The organism is Ruegeria sp. CH6 (assembly GCF_056537005.1).
In genome coordinates, this window is record NZ_JBQFQS010000001.1 from 513,750 (window position 1) to 532,438 (window position 18,689).

Sequence of the window (18,689 nt, forward strand, 5' to 3'; positions counted from 1 at the left end):
ACATGCCGATCAAGAACCGTCTCGCTGAAATGCACGATGAAATCACCGGATGGCGGCGTGACATTCACCAACACCCCGAAATTCTATATGACACACACCGCACCAGCGCTTTGGTGGCCGATAAGCTCCGCGCGTTTGGATGTGACGAGGTAGTCACCGGTATTGGTCGCACCGGCGTGGTCGGCGTGATCAAGGGTAAGGCAGACACTCAGGGCCGCGTTATCGGGTTGCGTGCTGATATGGACGCGCTGCCGATGCAGGAGCAGACCGGTCTGGACTATGCCTCGCAGACGCCGAATGCCATGCATGCCTGTGGTCATGATGGTCACACAGCTATGGTTCTGGGTACTGCAAAATATCTGGCAGAAACGCGAAACTTCGACGGAACGGCGATCGTGATTTTCCAACCCGCCGAAGAAGGCGGGAACGGGGCCGAAGCGATGTGCAAGGATGGCCTGATGGACCAGTTCGGCATTCAGGAAGTTTATGCCATGCACAACGTGCCGGGTGTACCGACAGGCCAATTTGCCATTCGGTCAGGCCCATTGCTTGCAGCGGCGGATGAGTTCGACATTCATCTCGAAGGTCATGGTGGTCACGCTGCCAAACCACACGATACCGTGGATACCACTGTGATGCTGTCTCAACTTGTTGTTGCTTTGCAGACAGTTGTGTCGCGCAACTCTGACCCGATCCAGCAAGGTGTATTGTCGGTCACGTCTGTAGAGACCTCCTCGAAAGCCTTTAACGTGATTCCGCAATCTGCCCGTGTGCGGGGTACTGTGCGCACCCATTCCAATGAGATGCGCGACCTGATCGAAAAGCGCCTGACAGAGATCACAGAAGGTGTTGCCGCCACCATGGGTGGGACCGCGACTGTGACTTATACCCGCGGCGTTCCAGTCACGATCAACGCCGAGGAGCAGACAGGCTATGCCGAAGAGGCAGCGATTTCTGTGGGCGGCAGCTGTGCCGAGGCGCCGATGGTCATGGGGGGCGAGGATTTTTCTTTCATGCTCGAGGAACGCCCAGGTGCCTTCATTGTTTTGGGTAACGGAGACAGCGCCGGGCTGCACCATCCGGAATACAATTTTAACGACGAAATCATCCCGATCGGATGCTCGTGGTTTGCAGAAATGGTCGAGCGCCGCATGCCGGCGGCTTGAACTGAATTAGGAGAGAGAAGAGATGCCAGTTAAGAACCGCTTTGCCGAATTACAGGACGAAATCACTGCATGGCGACGCGACATTCACGAAAACCCTGAAATCCTGTTCGAAACCCATCGTACCAGCGCATTGGTTGAGGAAAAGCTGAAGGAATTCGGCTGTGATGAGGTTGTTTCCGGAATTGGCCGCACAGGGGTTGTGGGCGTCATCAAGGGTAAATCCGATAGCAAGGGCAAGGTGATTGGTCTGCGTGCGGATATGGACGCCCTGCCGATCCACGAGGCGACCGGTGTTGAATATGCATCGAAGACGCCAGGCGCAATGCACGCCTGTGGCCATGACGGACATACTGCGATGCTGCTGGGGGCAGCAAAGTATCTGGCCGAAACCCGTAATTTCGACGGGACTGTGGTTGTGATCTTCCAGCCCGCCGAAGAAGGTGGCGGCGGTGGTCGCGAGATGTGCGAAGACGGCATGATGGACCGCTGGAACATTCAGGAAGTCTATGGAATGCACAACTGGCCGGGTAAACCGGTTGGCAGCTTCTCGATCCGCCCGGGGGCGTTCTTTGCCGCCACTGACCAGTTCGATATCACGTTCGAAGGGCGCGGTGGTCACGCAGCCAAACCTCACGAGACGGTGGATACGACAATTATCGCAGCCAAGGCTGTTTTGGCGCTGCAGACCATTGCATCGCGTAATGCTGATCCAATCGATCAGGTCGTCGTCTCAGTAACTTCTTTTGAAACCTCGTCTAAGGCGTTCAACGTGATCCCGCAAAAAGTGCAGATCAAAGGCACTGTGCGTACGATGAGCAAAGATATGCGCGATCTTGCCGAACAGCGGATCAACGAAATCTGCAACGGTATCGCAGCGACCTTTGGCGGTACAGCTGATGTCACTTATATCCGCGGTTATCCGGTCATGGTGAACAGCGAGGACCAGACCGACTTCGCAGCGGATGTTGCCCGCTCGGTCGCAGGTGAATGTGAAGAGGCACCTCTGGTTATGGGGGGCGAGGATTTCGCATTCATGCTCGAGGAGCGTCCGGGTGCCTATATTTTGGTGGGCAATGGCGACACGGCCATGGTGCACCACCCGGAATACAACTTTAATGACGAGGCGATCCCCGCCGGGTGCAGTTGGTGGGCTGAAATCGTCGAGCAGCGGATGCCCGCTGCATAACCGTCTGGGGCGGAATTCACCTCAGTACTCAGGCCCGGTAACTGATGAAGTTGCCGGGCTTTCTATTTCAGGTCGAGTCTCTCGCATAACGCATCAATGACACCATCGAGTGCTGATTTCTGGGTATTCACACAAGCGCCCGCCGCGTTTCTGGCGTCGATCAGTGCAGCGTCATCCGATAGCCAATGGGCCACTGCATCTGTCAGTTCCTTGCTTGATTGTACTTCGACCGCTCCTCCGGCTTCGACCAGCGGGGCGAAGGTTTCAGCAAAGTTGTAATAGCCCGGTCCGGTGATGACTGCGGCACCTGCCTGCGCTGGTTCGAATGGGTTGTGGCCCCCGATTTCCTTAAGCGATCCGCCAAGGAACACGACAGGGCACAACGCGTACCATGTGCCGGTTTCTCCAAGCGTATCCGCAACATAGACCTGCGTGTTTGCGGTGATCTCATCACACTTGCTGCGAAGCGCGAAAGATAATTCGGCGGAACTTACAAGCCCGGTCACTTCATCACGCCGTTCTGGGTGGCGTGGGATCAGCAGCAGCAGCAAATTGGGCCAGAGCTTTAGCAGTTCCTTGTGTGCCGCGAGAACCGTTTCTTCTTCGCCTGCATGTGTCGAACTGGCGATCCACACGGGTCGTCCATCCAACTGACGTCGAATATCGGCCAGCGTCTCCTCATCCACCGGTAATGGGTCTGACATGGCCTTGAGGTTTGTGCCGGGATGTACCCGGTCCGCAGGGGCACCCATTGCAATCAGATTGGTCGCGGTTCTATCGTTTTGCGTCAGGAATAGCTGGAAATGATCCAATATGTATCGCGCCGTTTTGGGGCGTTTTTTCCAACCTTCCACTGATTTCTCAGAAAGCCGGGCATTCAGCAGCGCGAGCGGTGTGACGCTATTGGCACTTTCAACAACGAGTCTTGGCCAGATCTCGCTTTCAACAAAGATGCCAGCGTCAGGTTTCCAATGCTCCAGAAAACGATGAACGGGGCCGCCCGTATCCAGCGGCGGATATTGGTGGCGCGTACGCGGCGGCATACGCTTTTCGATCAACGCCGCAGAGGTTGGTGTGCCTGATGTGATCAGGAATTCTGCATCTGGCAGGCGCTGACCAAGGCGTTTGATCAGGCTGAGGACCGACAGGCTCTCTCCGACGCTGGCTGCGTGAAACCAGATCAGCGTTTGGTTCGGGCGGGGTAGGGTGGCATACCCAAGGCGCTCTCGTTGGCGATCATTTGAAACGCCAGCCGTTTCCAGCTTGCTGCGTACAGTGCGCCATGCCAGGGGTGCCAGTACAGAGGTCAGGCCGCAGTACAGCTGGTACAGCAGCGTGGGTCGGCCATCCTGATCTGACATTTCAGCCGCCTGTATGGCTCATATGACGGCTCATCTGACCGTCGACCGACTGGCGGGAATAATCAAAGTCATGCCCCTTGGGCTTGAGGTTGATCGCAGCCCGGATCGCATTCTCGAGCGGTTCTTCCGTATCGGGATAATCACGCAAAGGCCCGCGGAGATCTGCCATATCTTCCTGACCAAGGCACATATAAAGCTCACCGGTACAGGTCAGACGAACGCGATTGCAGCTTTCGCAGAAATTGTGGCTGAGCGGGGTAATGAAACCGATCTTCTGCCCTGTATCTTCCAGGCGGACATAGCGCGCGGGACCGCCGGTGCGCTCTGCCAGATCCGTGACCTGATAGTGGTTTTCATATTCGGCGCGTACATCCTTGAGGGACCAGTATTGGTCCAGTCGGTCTTCGTTGCCGATGTCCCCCATAGGCATGACTTCGATCCATGTCAGATCCATGTCACGCTCGGCGCACCATTCGGTGATGCGGGGCAATTCTTCTTCGTTGAACCCCTTTAGGGCGACAGCGTTGATCTTGATCCGAAGCCCTGCTTTCTGAGCGGCATCGATGCCGTTGAGCACCTGCTTTAGCCGCCCCCATCGCGTGACTTTAGCGAACTTGTCTTCGTCAAGCGTATCCAGCGAAACATTCACACGACGAACACCGGCGGCATAGAGATCATCAGCAAAACGTGACAGCTGCGATCCGTTCGTGGTCAGTGTCAATTCTTTGAGAGCACCGCTTTCCAGATGCCGGGTCATGGAGTTGAAGAACGTCATTATGTTACGGCGCACCAAAGGTTCACCGCCAGTAATGCGGAGTTTTTCAACTCCCATCTTCACAAAGGTCGAGCACATGCGATCCAGCTCTTCCAGCGTCAGCAGCTCTTTCTTGGGCAGAAAGGTCATATTTTCCGACATGCAATAGACGCAGCGAAAGTCGCAGCGGTCCGTTACAGAGACGCGGAGATAGGTGATTGCACGTGCAAATGGGTCGATAAGCGGAGCGGTCATGCGTCATAGGTAAAGCGGCGACTGGTCAGCGGCAAGTGTGAACTACGCTTTTGGCTGGTGCAGATGCGCGCAGGGCGATAGGTTTCGGGTATGAGAAATGCGTTATTGGTAACATGCGTTCTGCTTGCGGGATGCGATACGGTGCGGTCGGCGTCAGATCGTGTGTTTGGCGGGTCAGACAAGCCTGTCCAAGCTGAACCCACGGTGGTTGAAGACGCTGCAGAGCCACAGCCTGCTTCGGCTGCCAGTGTTGGCTGGACAGGCGCCAAAACGACGATTGCCGGGTTGGGGGACCCCAATAAAGGCGGTCGGTGGTTGGAAACCCCATTGGTGAATACAGAGGTGACTGCGCGTGTTGTGGTGCCCAAAACCGGCGCGCAGGCCTATATCACTCTGGTTCCCGTTTCAGGCCCTGAAGGGGGCGGCAGCCGGTTGTCGGTGGATGCAATGCGGGCCTTGTTGATACCCTTTGACGAACTCGTCGAGCTGGAAGTCTATTCCAACTAATCCTTCAGGTACTTGCCTGCTTCTTTCCGAGCGAATGGCTTCATCGCGTCGCCATGCTTTGCCAGAAATGCACGGACACGTTCGGGGTCGTGTTTTGAAAGATCCCGAAGCCACCAGGCAACGGATTTCTGGATGAACCAATCCCGGTCGGGCACATATCCGGCGGCCCAGCCAAGGATGCGATCACGCCGTTGCAGGTCATTGGGTTTTGGATGGTTCTGCTTTGTCCAGGGCAGGGTGGCCACCAATGCAGCGCGGCGTGTCCACATGTGATCCGATTTGGTCCAGTCCTCGATCTGATCGAGGCGCTGCGGGTCCGCGCTCAGACGTTTTTGCATCGCCATGCAGGCGTGATCCGCCACTGCCCAAGCATCGAAATCCGGTACCCAGCTCTGCAACAGTTCCCAGACCGCTTCATCCGGGCGAATTCTGGCCTGCGTCAGCAGTTTAGCCGCAGCAAGCCGCCCTTCATGAATGTTGGTCTGCCACAGGGCACTGGCCAATTCGACACGGGCAGGAACGTCCAACTCCTGTCGCCAGGCTTTGGTCAGGTCGTTCAAAACGGGGTTGGTGACACCCAGATATGGTCGTTCCACCTTATGATACGCCGCCAGCTGCTCGGCGCGTTCAGCATCGGCATGGGCTTTGATCTGATCGAGATAAACGTCGAGCATCGTCTGATCAGACCCGGATGCCTGTGGGCTTGCCATCAATCGTCTGATGGTTCTTTTCAGCCCAATGAGTTCGGAAGTCATCATCCGACTTACCATCAACCCATTGCTGCATCGTGTCCCGCTCGGACATATATTCCATAAAGGGTACTGCCCAGCCGCAAGAGGTCTGAACCAGATCGACATTTAGGTCATAGATCTGTCGCGCACTGCGATGGCTCGGGAAATGCTCGGCCAATTCCGCCCAATCCTTATCCACCGCATGAACTGTACGGGCGGAACCGTAAACCCGCAGGATCAGTGGCCGCGTCGTAAAAGAACACCACATGAGCGTCATGCGATTGACTTCAAGCAGATGACCAGCGGTTTCGTTCCCGCTGCCAGTCAGATTCATCCAGACAATTCGGTTGGGCCCTAGAACCCGCAGTGAATCCATCCCCTTGGGCGAGATGTTGACGCGCCCGTCTGTTCCGGCAGTGCCGACGAAGAACATGTGCTGCTCTTCGATGAACTTTTGATGTGGCGGGTCAAGCTGCGGGAACTGTTTAGCCATGGGTCACTCCACCGTAACGGATTTCGCAAGGTTGCGGGGTTGGTCCACATCGGTGCCTTTGGCGACGGCTGTGTGATAGGCCAGCAACTGAGCCGGAACCGAATACAGGATCGGGGCGAGGCTGGGATGAACGTGCGGCATTCTGATAGTGCTCCAGACACCATCTTTGGCCTCTGCGATACCATCGTCATCGGAAACAAGAATAACTTTGCCTTTGCGCGCCATCACCTCCTGCATGTTTGACACGGTCTTATCAAAGACCTCATCCCGAGGGGCCATGACGACGACCGGCATATGTTTGTCGATCAGGGCAATGGGTCCATGCTTCAACTCGCCTGATGCATAACCTTCGGCGTGAATGTAGCTGATTTCCTTGAGTTTCAGCGCTCCCTCCATCGCCAGAGGGAACATCAGACCGCGACCGAGGAACAGCACGTCCCGCGCTTCACTGAGGCGTTGGGCGGATTTGCGAATGGCGCGGTTTTGGTCCAACGCAGTATTCAGCACCGAAGGCAGCCCACGCAGGGCAGCCGCGTGATCGGCCAGCTCCTCATCGGTTAGTGTACCCCGATCCGCCGCTGCTTTCAGAGCAAGCATCAGCAGCACGCTCAACTGGCAGGTGAAGGCCTTGGTCGAGGCCACACCGATCTCAACACCTGCGTGGATTGGCAGGGCAATATCGCTTTCCCGCGCAATCGAACTTTCGGGGACGTTGACGACCGACACGATCTTGTCAGCTTTGCCTTCGCAATATCGCAGAGCGGCAAGCGTATCCGCAGTCTCGCCCGACTGGCTGACGAACAGAGCCAGTGATCGTTCAGGGATCGGAGGTTCGCGATAGCGGAATTCGCTGGCGATATCGACTTCGACGGGCATCCGCGCCAGTTTTTCGAACCAGTATTTCGCGGTCAGACAGGCATAGAAGGCGGTACCACAGGCCACCATGGTAAGACGGTCGAGTTTGGTGAAATCCAAATCGGTATCGGGCAGGACAACCTGATCGCCACCGGTTGGCAGGTAAGACCGGATCGCTTCGGCAACCACCACCGGTTGTTCCGCGATCTCTTTGGCCATGAAGTGTTTATGCTCGCCCTTGTCGGCCCGCGCATGGTCCAGCTTGATCTTGCGCTTTTCGCGGTTTGCAAGCTCACCCGCCTCATTCCGGATTTCCAGAGACGTACGGGTCAGAACAGCGCGATCACCTTCCTCCAGATAGGTGATCTGGTTGGTCAGCGGAGCCAGCGCAATGGCGTCCGAGCCCACAAACATCTCACCATCGCCATGGCCAATGGCCAGAGGCGAGCCTTTGCGGGCCGCGACGATCAGGTCGTCCTCTCCGTCGAACAGAAACGCCAGCGCAAAGGCACCTTGCAATTTGTCGATGGTTTTGAACGCGGCCTCAACCGGCGAAAGCCCGGAATCCAAGTAGTGGGCAGTCATGAGAGCGACAGTTTCAGTGTCGGTATCGGTTTCGAAATTTATACCGTTTTCAGACAACTCGTCACGCAGATCACGGTAGTTTTCGACAATGCCATTGTGCACAACGGCTACAGGGCCAGCCTTGTGCGGATGCGCATTGTTGACGGTGGGCGCGCCGTGGGTTGCCCAACGGGTGTGACCGATCCCGGATTTGCCGGGCAGGGGATCATGGACCAGAAGGTCGCTGAGATTGACCAGCTTGCCAACCGCCCGGCGACGCCCCAGGACGCCCGAGTTTACAGTCGCAATGCCCGCGCTGTCATAGCCGCGATATTCTAGCCTTTTCAGTGCCTCAACCAGAATTGGGGCTGCTTCGTGTTGTCCAAGAACTCCGACGATACCACACATGGATCAGGCTCCTTTGTCGCGGCGAGCCTTCTTCGCCTTCAACATATCAAACAATTTACGTGCATAACCGGGTTTGTTGTCCTGTTTGGCACGGGCTACGGCCAGCGCGTCCGGTTCCACGTCACGGGTTACCACAGTACCGGTCGCGGTCATCGCACCGTCGCCGACAGTGACAGGGGCGACCAGCATTGTATTCGAGCCGATAAACACGTTCTCGCCAATGGTGGTCTGATGTTTCATCACGCCATCATAGTTGCAGGTGATGGTGCCGGCGCCGATGTTTGTCGCCGCGCCAACCGTCGCATCACCGATGTAACTAAGGTGATTGACCTTTGCTCCTTCGGCGATCTCGGCGTTTTTGATCTCAACAAAGTTCCCGATGCGGGCGTTCTCAGCCAGTTCCGCACCTGGACGCAGGCGGGCATAGGGGCCAACGACCGCGCCGCGGCTGACGTGGCACCCTTCGAGATGCGAGAATGCCCGGATCGTTGCACCGCTTTCAACGGTGACACCCGGGCCAAACACAACATTTGGCTCAATGACAGTATCACGGCCAATTACCGTATCCGCAGCCAGATAGACGGTTTCCGGATCCATCATTGTAACACCCAGATCCAGCAACTCGGCCCTTGCGCGGCTCTGGAATACTGCGTCTGCAACTGCCAGATCAGCGCGGGAATTCACGCCTAGTGTTTGCGCTTCGTCACAGGCAACAGCGGTCACCTTGAGGCCGCGCTTGCGGGCGATTTCTACAACGTCAGGCAGATAGTATTCGCCCGAAGCATTGTCGTTGCCAACCGCATCGATCAGGGAGAACAACGTTTTTGCATCACATGCCAAAAGACCTGAATTGCAGAGTGTTATGGCGCGTTCTTCTTCCGAAGCGTCCTTGAATTCTACAATCCGTTCCAGCGTTTCACCCTGCATCACCAAACGGCCATAGCGGGCTGGATCTGCTGCCTGAAATCCCAGAATGACCAGATCGTTGTCGGACCGTGCTGCAACCATCCGCTCAAGTGTGTCGGGCTGCAGGAACGGTGTGTCGCCATAGAGGACTACGATATCGCCCTCAAAATCCTTCAGTGCATCACGTGCCTGCGCGACAGCATGCGCGGTGCCTAACTGCTCTTCCTGAACTGCGATCTGAGCGATGTCGTCCTCGGCTGCTGCCGCCTTGGCGACTGCTTCGGCACCGTGCCCTGTTACGATGACAGTTTGCTCGGGCGACAGAACTGCACCTGCGCGCATCGCATGAACCAGCATAGGTACCTGGGCAATCGGGTGCAGTACTTTTGGAATATCCGAATTCATCCTGGTGCCTTTTCCGGCTGCAAGGATGACAAGGGCAATACTCATGAAATCGTTTTCTCTTTGTGTTTTGTTGCCGTCCGTTTTATCCGCTGAGGGCAAAGGCGCAAGCGGTTCGGGCATCAAACAAGATTGCCGTTTGCAACACGACATGGCGGAAACCTGCCGAGCAAGGAGAAAAAATGCGCACAGTCATCTTTGATCTGGACGGCACTTTGGCGGATACATCTGGGGATTTGCTGGCAGCTGCAAACCACTGTTTTCGTCATATGGGGCACGGGGATGTCCTGATCGACGGGCAGGACGCTGCAGTTGCCCTGCGCGGTGGCAGAATGATGCTGACACATGGTCTGAAGCGTGTTGGAGAGTATTCTGAAGATACGGTTTTCGAGTATTACCCGATGCTTTTGGAGGCTTATTCAAAGGCGATAGATACGCACACGCAGTTTTATCCTGGGGCACTCGAAGCCGTCGATATTCTTCGGGGTGCGGGATATGGCGTCGGTATTTGCACCAACAAGCCCGAGGGGCTGGCCGATTTGCTGCTGACGCGGTTAGGGGTGCGGGATCAATTCGCGTCTCTGGTGGGTGCCGATACTCTGCCTGTTCGCAAACCCGACCCGGAACCTCTGCGTGAGGCAGCGCGGCGTGCTGGTGGGCATCCGGATCTGTGCGTTCTGATCGGAGATTCCGATACCGACCGAAACACCGCAAAAGCTGCCGGCGTTCCATCGGTTCTGGTGACCTTCGGCCCGTCGGGTGACGATATGGCGGCGCTGGAGCCCGAAGCGCTGCTACATCACTTCGACGACCTGCCAGAGCTTGTGACCGACCTGATCGGTGCGGCAGCGTGATCCCTTGACCCGAAGCCATCGCGGACCCACAACAGCATTATGACTGAAACGTTTTCTGGCAGCTTCACCCAACAGGAACCCATCCCGGAAGAGGCTATCGAGGCCGCAATGGCCGTGCTGCGCCACGGGCGGTTGCATCGCTACAATGTTCTGCCCGGTGAGCTGGGCGAAACAGCTCTGCTCGAGCAGGAATTCGCAGCCCAGATGGGGGCTAAGTACTGTCTGGCGGTGTCCTCTGGCGGTTACGCGCTGGCAACGGCACTGCGCGCGGTGGGGGTTCAGCCCGGCGATCCGGTTCTGACCAACGCGTTTACTCTGGCGCCGGTGCCGGGTTCTATCGCATCGGTTGGGGCTCGTCCGATCTTTGTCGGCGTGACCGAAAATCTGACCATCGATCTGGATGATCTGGAAACCAAGCTGGGGCAGGCCAAAGTCCTGATGCTCAGCCACATGCGCGGTCATCTGTGTGACATGGATCGCCTGATGCAGATGTGTGATGCGGCCGGAGTAATCGTGATCGAAGATTGCGCGCATACCATGGGTGCTGCGTGGCGTGGTCAGTTGTCGGGTCGTCAGGGTGCCATCGGATGTTATTCTTGCCAGACCTATAAGCACGTGAATTCGGGCGAGGGCGGGTTGCTCATCACCGACGATGAAGAACTGGCGGCTAAGGTAACGATGTTGTCAGGGTCGTACATGCTGTACGAACGTCATCTGGCGGCTCCGGGTCCCGAGGTGTTTGAGAGGATAAAATACACCACGCCAAACGTGTCTGGGCGTATGGATAACCTGCGCGCGGCGATCCTTCGGCCGCAACTGCGTGATTTGGATCGTCAAGTTCAGCGTTGGAATGAACGGTATGTCGAGATCGAAAAGGGCCTGCGCGGAACGCCGGGTCTGACGATCGTCGAACGACCGGAAGAGGAAACCTATGTCGGATCCTCTATTCAATTCCTGTTGCTTGGCTGGTCGCCTGAGCGCATTGCTGATGTTATTCGTCGATGCGCAGAGCGCGGCGTTGAGCTCAAGTGGTTTGGCGGGGCTGAGCCAAATGGATTTACCTCACGCTATGATAGCTGGCGCTACGCCGAATCCGAGCAGATGCCTGAGAGCGACCGCATTCTTGCAGGCATCATGGACATGCGCGTTCCGCTGACATTCTCGCTGGACGATTGCCGACTGATTGCACGTATCATTCGTGCAGAGGTGGGAGCGGTCTACCAGTCCTGAGCCTTCAGGCGCTTTCGTATTCTATCAACGGCTTATTGTTTTTGCTCAGCCGTTCCACAAAGCGTTTTTGCTGCTTTCCATGTGGGATACGCAGTTGCGAATTTGATGCGTCGCCCTCAGGCCGGTTGGGGAACAGCAATTCGATCTCGGCTCTTGCTTCCTCGGTCACCGAGGACAAGGCCGCATCAGTAAGCAGCAGACTCTCGCTAGGTGCGCCATTCGCAAAGATGATCTCATGTGCGTCGAACAGCAGGTGATAGTAGGTCACACTCTCAAGCACTTGATCGATCTCGATCCCCGGTAATTCGGTAAGTTTGATCGCTGACACCAGCACATCCGGCGTGCCGAACATGCGGTTGGCAACAACGGACGAGGTCTGCATCCGGTGTTGGCGCGATACAAGAAGGTCTCGGTTAGGCAACCCGTTTCCCAAAGCCCCGACACCGATTCTGACAGGGTGAAGCTTTGGATGTATTGCCAGATCTGTTGCGTTTAGTGATCGTTTTCCGATCCACTGCAGAGGCTTCAAGCCTTTCTGCGTCAAGACCTTGTCACCTATGCGCAGGGTCTCGACCGGACGTTCACCGAATTCGGTTTCGATCTGCGTTCCCTGGCAAAAACAGACGATGAGTTTGATGTTGTCGACGATAGCGCCAAGACTGTCATCCAGCCCCAGCTCTGTGAAACGCAGCGTGTAGTCACCGGCGCTAGGGAAATTGACGTCCAACGAAATACTCTGGAAACTGTTCGTCGTGGGCAGAACGGTCATTGAAGCGATGACATTGCCTCCGCTGTCCAGAATCTCGACAACAAACCCTTCCTGACCCGCATTGCTGTTCGAGGCTGTGCGTAGTGCGGTATCCAGCGTCAACCTTCCCGAATTGGGGTCGGTGATCGTAAAGGTTTGCTCCATAACCGTTGTCTGACCAGAGTTGCCGTCAATCTCTGCCACGCGGTTCGATGAGCCATTTCCCAGATACGCGCCTTCGGTGTAGTTGGCCTCGATATCTGTTCCGGACCAATTTGCACTGCCGTTATTGAAGTCGCCATTTATAATCACATTGGTTGGCGGCATCTTTTCACTCACTTTCAAAAAATCAAACAGCCGTAGTCGGTTAGAGAGGTGATGTGTCAGAAATAAGAAGTGTTCAAGCCGAAACTTCGCTTGTGGTAAGCACTCGGTTTGCGCGGTCTGCCTTGACCCGTCCCGGACTCTGTGACAGGTTATTTGAACGGGTGTTCATTAAAGGCGAAGAGGAGAGCGCAGATGTTCACGGACACGATGAAGTTCGATCTAGGTGAGGATGTGAACGCGCTGCGCGAGATGGTGCACCGCTGGGCGCAGGAACGCGTTAAGCCGCTGGCGGCCGAGATCGATCAAACAAATGCCTTTCCCAATGAGCTTTGGAAAGAAATGGGCGATCTCGGGTTGCTGGGCGTCACGGTGCCTGAAGAGTATGGCGGGGCAGGGATGTCATATCTGGCTCACACCATTGCGGTTGAGGAAGTCGCTCGCGCATCTGCTTCGGTTTCGCTGTCATATGGTGCTCACTCGAATCTCTGCGTGAATCAGATCAAACTGAACGGCAACGAAGAGCAAAAGCAAAAGTACTTGCCGCGACTGATCTCAGGCGAACACGTGGGCGCATTGGCGATGTCCGAGCCTTCGGCCGGATCCGATGTCGTGTCGATGAAGCTGCGTGCTGAAAAGCGCAATGATCACTACCGCCTCAATGGCAACAAATACTGGATTACCAACGGACCCGACGCGGACACTTTGGTCGTCTATGCCAAGACCGACCCGGATGCCGGTTCAAAAGGGATCACAGCCTTCCTTGTTGAAAAAGAAATGAAGGGTTTCTCCACCTCGCCTCATTTCGACAAGCTTGGTATGCGCGGTTCCAACACGGCTGAACTGATTTTCGAAGACGTCGAAGTGCCGTTCGAAAATGTACTGGGGGAAGAGGGTAAGGGCGTGGCCGTTCTGATGTCCGGGCTGGACTATGAACGAGTCGTTCTGGCCGGGATCGGAACCGGGATCATGGCTGCCTGCCTTGATGAGATCATGCCCTATTTGGCCGAGCGCAAGCAGTTCGGCAAACCCATCGGGACCTTCCAGCTGATGCAGGGCAAGATCGCGGACATGTATACTGCGATGAACTCGGCCCGGGCGTACGTATACGAAGTGGCAAAGGCCTGTGATCGGGGTGATGTAACCCGTCAGGATGCGGCAGCGTGCTGTCTGTATGCTTCGGAACAAGCGATGTCACAGGCACATCAGGCTGTTCAGGCTATGGGCGGGGCCGGGTTCCTGTCAGACGCTGCGGTCAGCCGGATTTTCCGTGATGCCAAGCTGATGGAAATCGGCGCCGGAACCAGCGAAATTCGCCGGATGCTGATCGGGCGCGAGTTGATGAACAAAATGCTCTGAGAAAAGAAAACGCCTCGCAGACGAGGGAACTGCGAGGCGCTTGTATCGAGGGATCAGAAGCGATGGACGTAGGATACGCCGACCAGCCACGGATCAATTTCGGCCTTGCCGATATTGTTGCCGTTCAGCGTGACGTCCGAGTCGATGTCGAACCAGCGGACGTTCAGACGGACTGCGCCTTTGTCAGTGACCATATAGTCCAGACCGGCCTGCAGCGAGACGCCGAAAGAATTGTCGACCTTCAGATCACCCAGCGGCGACTGCTCGTCGAAAAAGACGGTGTAGTTCAGACCGGCACCTACGTAGGGCTTCCACGCGCTGTTGGTCGGGAAGTGATAGTTCAGCGACAAGGTGGGCGGCAGGTGCTTGACAGTGCCAGCCTCAGTGCTTCCACCCAGTGTGACTGTGTGCTTGAACGGGGTCGCAGCAAGCAGCTCGATACCCAGGTTGTCACGGATGAAATACTCGGCGGTGAAGATCGGACGGGTATCCGAGTCGATGTCAGCGTTCAGGCCTGCCAGCGTCCCATTGTCGGATTTAGGGTCGAGGTATCCAACACCGACACCAACGGTCCAATCACCCTGGTTCTGAGCGAAAGCGGGCACAGCAAGCGCAACAAGCGCGGTGGAAAGAGTCAAAGCGGCGAGTTTATTGGTCATCATCTGGCCTTTGAATTTGTTGATGACTTCTTTTTGAGTGGATGCGTGCCTGCTCACTCTGATCTGCATCAAGTTTCAGTGATTGGCCGATATATCCAAGGACGCTCAAGTAATTGTAAAATATGGGGTAAACGCTATGCGTCCCGCTAAGATCATACCGGGTTTGCGCCCTGAGGGTGGCTGGGACATCCCAGCTCGGCTGAATATGGCGCAGCAGTGCCTTTCGCACCCGTCGGATCAGATAGCGATCGTGGATCTGACCGGTTCTGATGAGGCACGAGTGACTTATGGCGAACTCGCCCGAATGACCGACGGGATCGCGAGGGCTTTATTGCGTAAACTGCAGCGGGGTGATCGCGTCGGTGTGTTGCTTAGTCAGTCGCCGTGGTGTGCGGCGGCGCATCTAGCGATCTGGAAGATCGGCGCAATTTCAGTGCCCCTGTTCAAGCTGTTCAAACACAACGCGCTGGCATCCCGTCTGGGTGATGCCGGTGTTCGGTTGGTCTTGACCGACCCGGAAGGAGCCGCTCTGCTTGGCGCTCTGGCTGAGCCACTGATGGTAGATGAGATCGGTGAAGATGGTGATGCGATAGACTTCGCAGATACAGGTCCCGAAGATCCTGCGGTTCTGATTTACACCTCCGGTACTACTGGCAGTCCAAAGGGTGCCCTGCACGGACATCGGGTTTTGACAGGCCATCTGCCCGGCGTTTCCATCAGCCACAACCACTTACAGGCGGGGGACTGCCTTTGGACACCGGCCGACTGGGCCTGGATCGGCGGGCTGTTTGATGTGTTGATGCCGGGACTGGCGCTGGGCGTTCCCGTCGTGGCGGCCCGACTGGAGAAATTCACGCCCGATGCCTGTGCCGATGTGATCGCGCGTGGTGGCGTGCGGAATGTGTTCTTCCCTCCCACTGCCCTTCGAATGCTCAAAGCTGCAGATCAGTCGATCTCTGGTCTGCGCTCGGTTGCATCAGGCGGTGAGCCACTGGGCGCGGAGATGCTGGCCTGGGGCGAGAAAGCGTTTGGTCTGACGATCAACGAGTTCTATGGCCAGACCGAGTGCAACATGGTCGTGTCGTCTTGTGCTGAGGATTTTCCGGTCCAACCCGGCTGCATCGGCAAGCCGGTGCCTGGGCATGAGGTTGCGGTGATCGACGAGGATGGTGTTCCGACGAGTGAAGAGGGCGACGTCGCCATCCGGCGCGGCTCCGCTTCAATGCTGCTGGAATACTGGAACCGACCTGCAGCTACAGCCGAGAAGTTCCGCTGTGACTGGTTAATCACTGGCGACCGCGGCGTGTGGGAGGGCGACTACCTGCGCTTTGTTGGTCGCGATGACGATGTGATCACCTCGGCCGGCTATCGTATCGGCCCGGCGGAGATCGAGGATTGCCTGCTGACCCACCCGGCGGTGGCGACGGTGGGTGTGGTCGGCAAGCCTGACCCGATACGGACCGAAATCGTCAAGGCATACGTAGTGCTGAAACCGGGAGCCAAAACGGCGGAGCGTGAGTTGCAGGATTGGGTCAAGGACCGTCTGGCGCATTACTCCTACCCGCGCGAGGTGGCGTTTCTGGACGAACTGCCGATGACGGTGACGGGGAAAGTGATCCGGAAGGAGTTGAAGGCGCGGGCGGTGGTGGAGATTGGCCAATGAAAGTTCTCGCGCTCGGTGCGGCGTCTTTCACATTGATGATGACAACAAGTGTTTTAGCCGATGGAAAGGTTGAGCCTCTGGATGTCACGCAGTGGCTAAAAGGCTGTGCTGCTTTGACAGACGGTAACATTGCCATGTCAATGGACATTCAATGCTTTGGTCTCGCAGTGGAATATTGTGCAATGGGCCGCTCGTTTTTGGACACCATCGCCTGCCGAAAAGATCTCCTTGGCTATGTGGAAACATCTAAAATGGACCTTATTGGCAAACTTGAGGAGGTAAGCGGTCAATTAGACAACCAGACTGACACGTTTAGCAAGACTCGGCTGAGTCGATTTCTCTCAAATGAAACCGTTAGCCCATGCCCGGAAATGAAGGGGCACAACAAGGATGTGCCTTTGGAATGCCATATGGTTGAGGCAGGCCTCAAATGGTCAGAAGCCCGATCAATTGCTCGAGAGCAAAATCTATTGAAGTTGGAGAAACGCGAGTAATGAAACTTACCTCCAAAGCTGTGCCCGCTTCTGAGGGCTTCAAACAAAACCGCGCGGCTCATCTCGACGCGCTGGTGCAAATCTCTGATGCAGCCGACGCAGCTCGGATGGGTGGGGGCGAGAAATCCCGCGCAAGACATGAATCGCGGGGCAAGATGCTGCCTCGGCGACGGGTGGCAAACCTATTAGACCCGGGCTCTCCATTCCTCGAAATCGGCGCAACGGCGGCGCATGGGATGTATGGGGACGCTGCACCCTCGGCCGGTGTCATCGCGGGAATAGGTCGCGTGCAGGGGCAAGAGGTCATGGTGGTGTGCAATGACGCGACTGTGAAAGGCGGCACCTATTACCCGATGTCAGTCAAGAAACACCTCCGCGCGCAGGAGATCGCCGAGGAAAACAACCTGCCCTGTATTTATCTTGTCGATAGCGGCGGCGCGAACCTGCCCAATCAGGATGAGGTCTTTCCGGATCGCGACCATTTTGGCCGCATCTTTTACAATCAGGCACGGATGAGTGCTAAGGGCATCCCTCAGATCGCAGTGGTCATGGGGTCGTGTACTGCGGGCGGCGCCTATGTTCCCGCAATGTCGGATGTGACGATCATCGTCAAAGAACAGGGCACGATCTTCTTGGCGGGGCCACCTCTGGTCAAGGCGGCTACAGGAGAGGTGGTCAGCTCTGAAGATCTGGGAGGTGGTGACGTCCATACCCGCCTGTCCGGCGTGGCGGATTATCTGGCCGAGGATGATGCCCACGCGCTCGCCTTGGCGCGTCGCGCGGTTGGCTCGCTGAACCGGCGCAAACCGCAAACAGTGGATTGGGCCAGCCCCGAAGACCCGGCCTATGATCCCGAGGAAATTCTGGGCGTCGTTCCGGCTGATCTGCGCACGCCGTATGATATTCGCGAGGTGATCGCACGGCTGGTCGATGGCTCGCGCTTTGACGAATTCAAGCCCCGGTTTGGTGAAACGTTGGTGACCGGCTTCGCCCATGTCAAAGGCTGCCCGGTTGGGATCATTGCCAATAATGGCGTGCTGTTCTCAGAAGCGGCACAGAAGGGCGCGCATTTTGTCGAACTGTGCTCGCAGCGCAAAATCCCCCTGGTGTTTTTGCAAAACATCACCGGCTTCATGGTCGGGCGGAAATACGAAAACGAAGGCATCGCACGGCACGGAGCCAAGATGGTGACGGCTGTGGCCACGACGAATGTGCCTAAGATCACGATGCTGGTCGGCGGATCGTTTGGTGCGGGGAATTACGGCATGGCCGGTCGCGCGTATCAGCCGAGGTTCCTGTGGACCTGGCCCAACTCACGCATCTCGGTCATGGGCGGTGAACAGGCGGCGGGTGTTCTGGCTACAGTCAAGCGTGATGGGATCGAGCGGCAGGGCGGCACCTGGTCAGCCGAGGAAGAGGCCGAATTCAAACGCCCGACGCTGGAGATGTTCGAAGAACAATCGCATCCTCTCTACGCGTCAGCCCGACTTTGGGACGATGGAATTATCGATCCTCGCAAAAGCCGGGATGTGCTGTCGCTGTCACTGAATGCAGCCTTGAATGCGCCAATCGAGGAGACACGTTTTGGCGTGTTCAGGATGTGAGAAATGACCACGTTTCGCGGATTGATCGAGGACGCTTGGCTTTTGCCTAACAGGCCTGGCTTGGTTCTTAGTTTGACGCAAATTGACGGCGTACCTGAGATTGGAATGCAGATATCAATTGCAGGTAAATCTGCGACAATCAAAGAGCTGGGCCGCAATTCTACAG

The 18,689-nt window shown here is 56.5% G+C and carries 17 protein-coding genes; 9 read left to right on the forward strand and 8 right to left on the reverse strand.

Features of this window, described 5'->3' with window-relative positions:
• Positions 1-2: 2 nt before the first annotated feature.
• Positions 3-1,166 (forward strand): M20 aminoacylase family protein, encoded by a 1,164-nt coding sequence (locus ACR0CW_RS02615; protein ID WP_480786728.1) that lies wholly within the window; start codon positions 3-5, stop codon positions 1,164-1,166.
• Between the two features lie 22 nt (positions 1,167-1,188).
• Positions 1,189-2,352, forward strand: coding sequence for a M20 aminoacylase family protein (locus ACR0CW_RS02620; protein WP_155147465.1), 1,164 nt, complete (start codon positions 1,189-1,191; stop codon positions 2,350-2,352).
• Between the two features lie 62 nt (positions 2,353-2,414).
• On the opposite strand, the gene ACR0CW_RS02625 is transcribed toward ACR0CW_RS02620, so the two are convergent.
• On the reverse strand, positions 2,415-3,713 hold the full coding sequence (locus tag ACR0CW_RS02625) for a 3-deoxy-D-manno-octulosonic acid transferase (RefSeq protein ID WP_480786729.1): 1,299 nt from the start codon (positions 3,711-3,713) through the stop codon (positions 2,415-2,417).
• Position 3,714: 1 nt separating this feature from the next.
• Positions 3,715-4,722, reverse strand: a complete 1,008-nt coding sequence (moaA, locus tag ACR0CW_RS02630) for a GTP 3',8-cyclase MoaA (protein WP_480739168.1) — start codon at positions 4,720-4,722, stop codon at positions 3,715-3,717.
• 141 nt (positions 4,723-4,863) lie between these two features.
• On the opposite strand from moaA, the gene ACR0CW_RS02635 reads away from it, so the two are divergent.
• On the forward strand, positions 4,864-5,229 hold the full coding sequence (locus ACR0CW_RS02635) for a hypothetical protein (protein WP_480786730.1): 366 nt from the start codon (positions 4,864-4,866) through the stop codon (positions 5,227-5,229).
• Here the strand turns inward: ACR0CW_RS02635 and ACR0CW_RS02640 are convergent.
• From ACR0CW_RS02640 to glmU, 4 genes are read right to left on the reverse strand one after another with little or no spacing between them, the layout of a single operon-like run.
• A complete protein-coding gene (locus ACR0CW_RS02640) occupies positions 5,226-5,903 on the reverse strand; it encodes a DNA alkylation repair protein (RefSeq protein WP_480786924.1) in 678 nt (225 codons plus the stop codon). The genes ACR0CW_RS02635 and ACR0CW_RS02640 overlap by 4 nt on opposite strands.
• 7 nt (positions 5,904-5,910) lie before the next feature.
• Positions 5,911-6,453: a pyridoxamine 5'-phosphate oxidase family protein gene (locus ACR0CW_RS02645; protein ID WP_155147474.1), complete on the reverse strand. Its 543-nt coding sequence runs from the start codon at positions 6,451-6,453 to the stop codon at positions 5,911-5,913.
• 3 nt (positions 6,454-6,456) lie between these two features.
• Positions 6,457-8,280 (reverse strand): glutamine--fructose-6-phosphate transaminase (isomerizing), encoded by a 1,824-nt coding sequence (gene glmS / locus ACR0CW_RS02650; protein WP_170332658.1) that lies wholly within the window; start codon positions 8,278-8,280, stop codon positions 6,457-6,459.
• Positions 8,281-8,283: 3 nt separating this feature from the next.
• Complete coding sequence (gene glmU, locus ACR0CW_RS02655) at positions 8,284-9,636, reverse strand: bifunctional UDP-N-acetylglucosamine diphosphorylase/glucosamine-1-phosphate N-acetyltransferase GlmU (protein WP_480786731.1); 1,353 nt, start codon at positions 9,634-9,636, stop codon at positions 8,284-8,286.
• A gap of 134 nt (positions 9,637-9,770) precedes the next feature.
• On the opposite strand from glmU, the gene ACR0CW_RS02660 reads away from it, so the two are divergent.
• Positions 9,771-10,442, forward strand: coding sequence for an HAD-IA family hydrolase (locus ACR0CW_RS02660; protein ID WP_480786732.1), 672 nt, complete (start codon positions 9,771-9,773; stop codon positions 10,440-10,442).
• Between the two features lie 39 nt (positions 10,443-10,481).
• The gene (locus ACR0CW_RS02665) at positions 10,482-11,672 is read left to right on the forward strand and encodes a DegT/DnrJ/EryC1/StrS family aminotransferase (RefSeq protein WP_480786733.1); all 1,191 of its coding nucleotides are present in this window, start codon (positions 10,482-10,484) and stop codon (positions 11,670-11,672) included.
• Between the two features lie 4 nt (positions 11,673-11,676).
• Here ACR0CW_RS02665 and ACR0CW_RS02670 read toward each other — a convergent pair whose 3' ends face one another.
• Positions 11,677-12,747: a Hint domain-containing protein gene (locus ACR0CW_RS02670; protein WP_480786734.1), complete on the reverse strand. Its 1,071-nt coding sequence runs from the start codon at positions 12,745-12,747 to the stop codon at positions 11,677-11,679.
• A 192-nt stretch (positions 12,748-12,939) separates the two neighbouring features.
• Here ACR0CW_RS02670 and ACR0CW_RS02675 point away from each other — a divergent pair, with 192 nt between their 5' ends.
• Positions 12,940-14,103, forward strand: coding sequence for an isovaleryl-CoA dehydrogenase (locus tag ACR0CW_RS02675; protein WP_155147487.1), 1,164 nt, complete (start codon positions 12,940-12,942; stop codon positions 14,101-14,103).
• Positions 14,104-14,156: 53 nt separating this feature from the next.
• Here the strand turns inward: ACR0CW_RS02675 and ACR0CW_RS02680 are convergent, their stop codons facing one another.
• A complete protein-coding gene (locus ACR0CW_RS02680) occupies positions 14,157-14,762 on the reverse strand; it encodes an OmpW/AlkL family protein (protein ID WP_155147490.1) in 606 nt (201 codons plus the stop codon).
• Positions 14,763-14,898: 136 nt separating this feature from the next.
• Here ACR0CW_RS02680 and ACR0CW_RS02685 point away from each other — a divergent pair, with 136 nt between their 5' ends.
• From ACR0CW_RS02685 to ACR0CW_RS02695, 3 genes are read left to right on the forward strand one after another with little or no spacing between them, the layout of a single operon-like run.
• Entirely contained in the window at positions 14,899-16,425 is a 1,527-nt protein-coding gene (locus tag ACR0CW_RS02685) for an AMP-binding protein (protein WP_480786735.1), read from the forward strand.
• A complete protein-coding gene (locus ACR0CW_RS02690) occupies positions 16,422-16,919 on the forward strand; it encodes a hypothetical protein (RefSeq protein ID WP_480786736.1) in 498 nt (165 codons plus the stop codon). The genes ACR0CW_RS02685 and ACR0CW_RS02690 overlap by 4 nt, the downstream gene beginning before the upstream one ends.
• The gene (locus ACR0CW_RS02695) at positions 16,919-18,523 is read left to right on the forward strand and encodes a carboxyl transferase domain-containing protein (protein WP_480786737.1); all 1,605 of its coding nucleotides are present in this window, start codon (positions 16,919-16,921) and stop codon (positions 18,521-18,523) included. The genes ACR0CW_RS02690 and ACR0CW_RS02695 overlap by 1 nt, the downstream gene beginning before the upstream one ends.
• Positions 18,524-18,689: the final 166 nt, after the last annotated feature.

Bases quoted from the DNA above. Each gene is read 5' to 3' on its own strand.
- ACR0CW_RS02665 (WP_480786733.1), top strand. From the start codon at position 10,482: ATGACTGAAACGTTTTCTGGCAGCTTCACCCAACAGGAACCCATCCCG.
- ACR0CW_RS02640 (WP_480786924.1), bottom strand. From the start codon at position 5,903: ATGCTCGACGTTTATCTCGATCAGATCAAAGCCCATGCCGATGCTGAA.
- ACR0CW_RS02685 (WP_480786735.1), top strand. From the start codon at position 14,899: ATGCGTCCCGCTAAGATCATACCGGGTTTGCGCCCTGAGGGTGGCTGG.
- ACR0CW_RS02670 (WP_480786734.1), bottom strand. From the start codon at position 12,747: ATGCCGCCAACCAATGTGATTATAAATGGCGACTTCAATAACGGCAGT.
- ACR0CW_RS02680 (WP_155147490.1), bottom strand. From the start codon at position 14,762: ATGACCAATAAACTCGCCGCTTTGACTCTTTCCACCGCGCTTGTTGCG.
- ACR0CW_RS02690 (WP_480786736.1), top strand. From the start codon at position 16,422: ATGAAAGTTCTCGCGCTCGGTGCGGCGTCTTTCACATTGATGATGACA.
- ACR0CW_RS02615 (WP_480786728.1), top strand. From the start codon at position 3: ATGCCGATCAAGAACCGTCTCGCTGAAATGCACGATGAAATCACCGGA.
- glmU (WP_480786731.1), bottom strand. From the start codon at position 9,636: ATGAGTATTGCCCTTGTCATCCTTGCAGCCGGAAAAGGCACCAGGATG.
- ACR0CW_RS02660 (WP_480786732.1), top strand. From the start codon at position 9,771: ATGCGCACAGTCATCTTTGATCTGGACGGCACTTTGGCGGATACATCT.
- ACR0CW_RS02675 (WP_155147487.1), top strand. From the start codon at position 12,940: ATGTTCACGGACACGATGAAGTTCGATCTAGGTGAGGATGTGAACGCG.
- glmS (WP_170332658.1), bottom strand. From the start codon at position 8,280: ATGTGTGGTATCGTCGGAGTTCTTGGACAACACGAAGCAGCCCCAATT.
- ACR0CW_RS02645 (WP_155147474.1), bottom strand. From the start codon at position 6,453: ATGGCTAAACAGTTCCCGCAGCTTGACCCGCCACATCAAAAGTTCATC.
- ACR0CW_RS02695 (WP_480786737.1), top strand. From the start codon at position 16,919: ATGAAACTTACCTCCAAAGCTGTGCCCGCTTCTGAGGGCTTCAAACAA.
- moaA (WP_480739168.1), bottom strand. From the start codon at position 4,722: ATGACCGCTCCGCTTATCGACCCATTTGCACGTGCAATCACCTATCTC.
- ACR0CW_RS02625 (WP_480786729.1), bottom strand. From the start codon at position 3,713: ATGTCAGATCAGGATGGCCGACCCACGCTGCTGTACCAGCTGTACTGC.
- ACR0CW_RS02620 (WP_155147465.1), top strand. From the start codon at position 1,189: ATGCCAGTTAAGAACCGCTTTGCCGAATTACAGGACGAAATCACTGCA.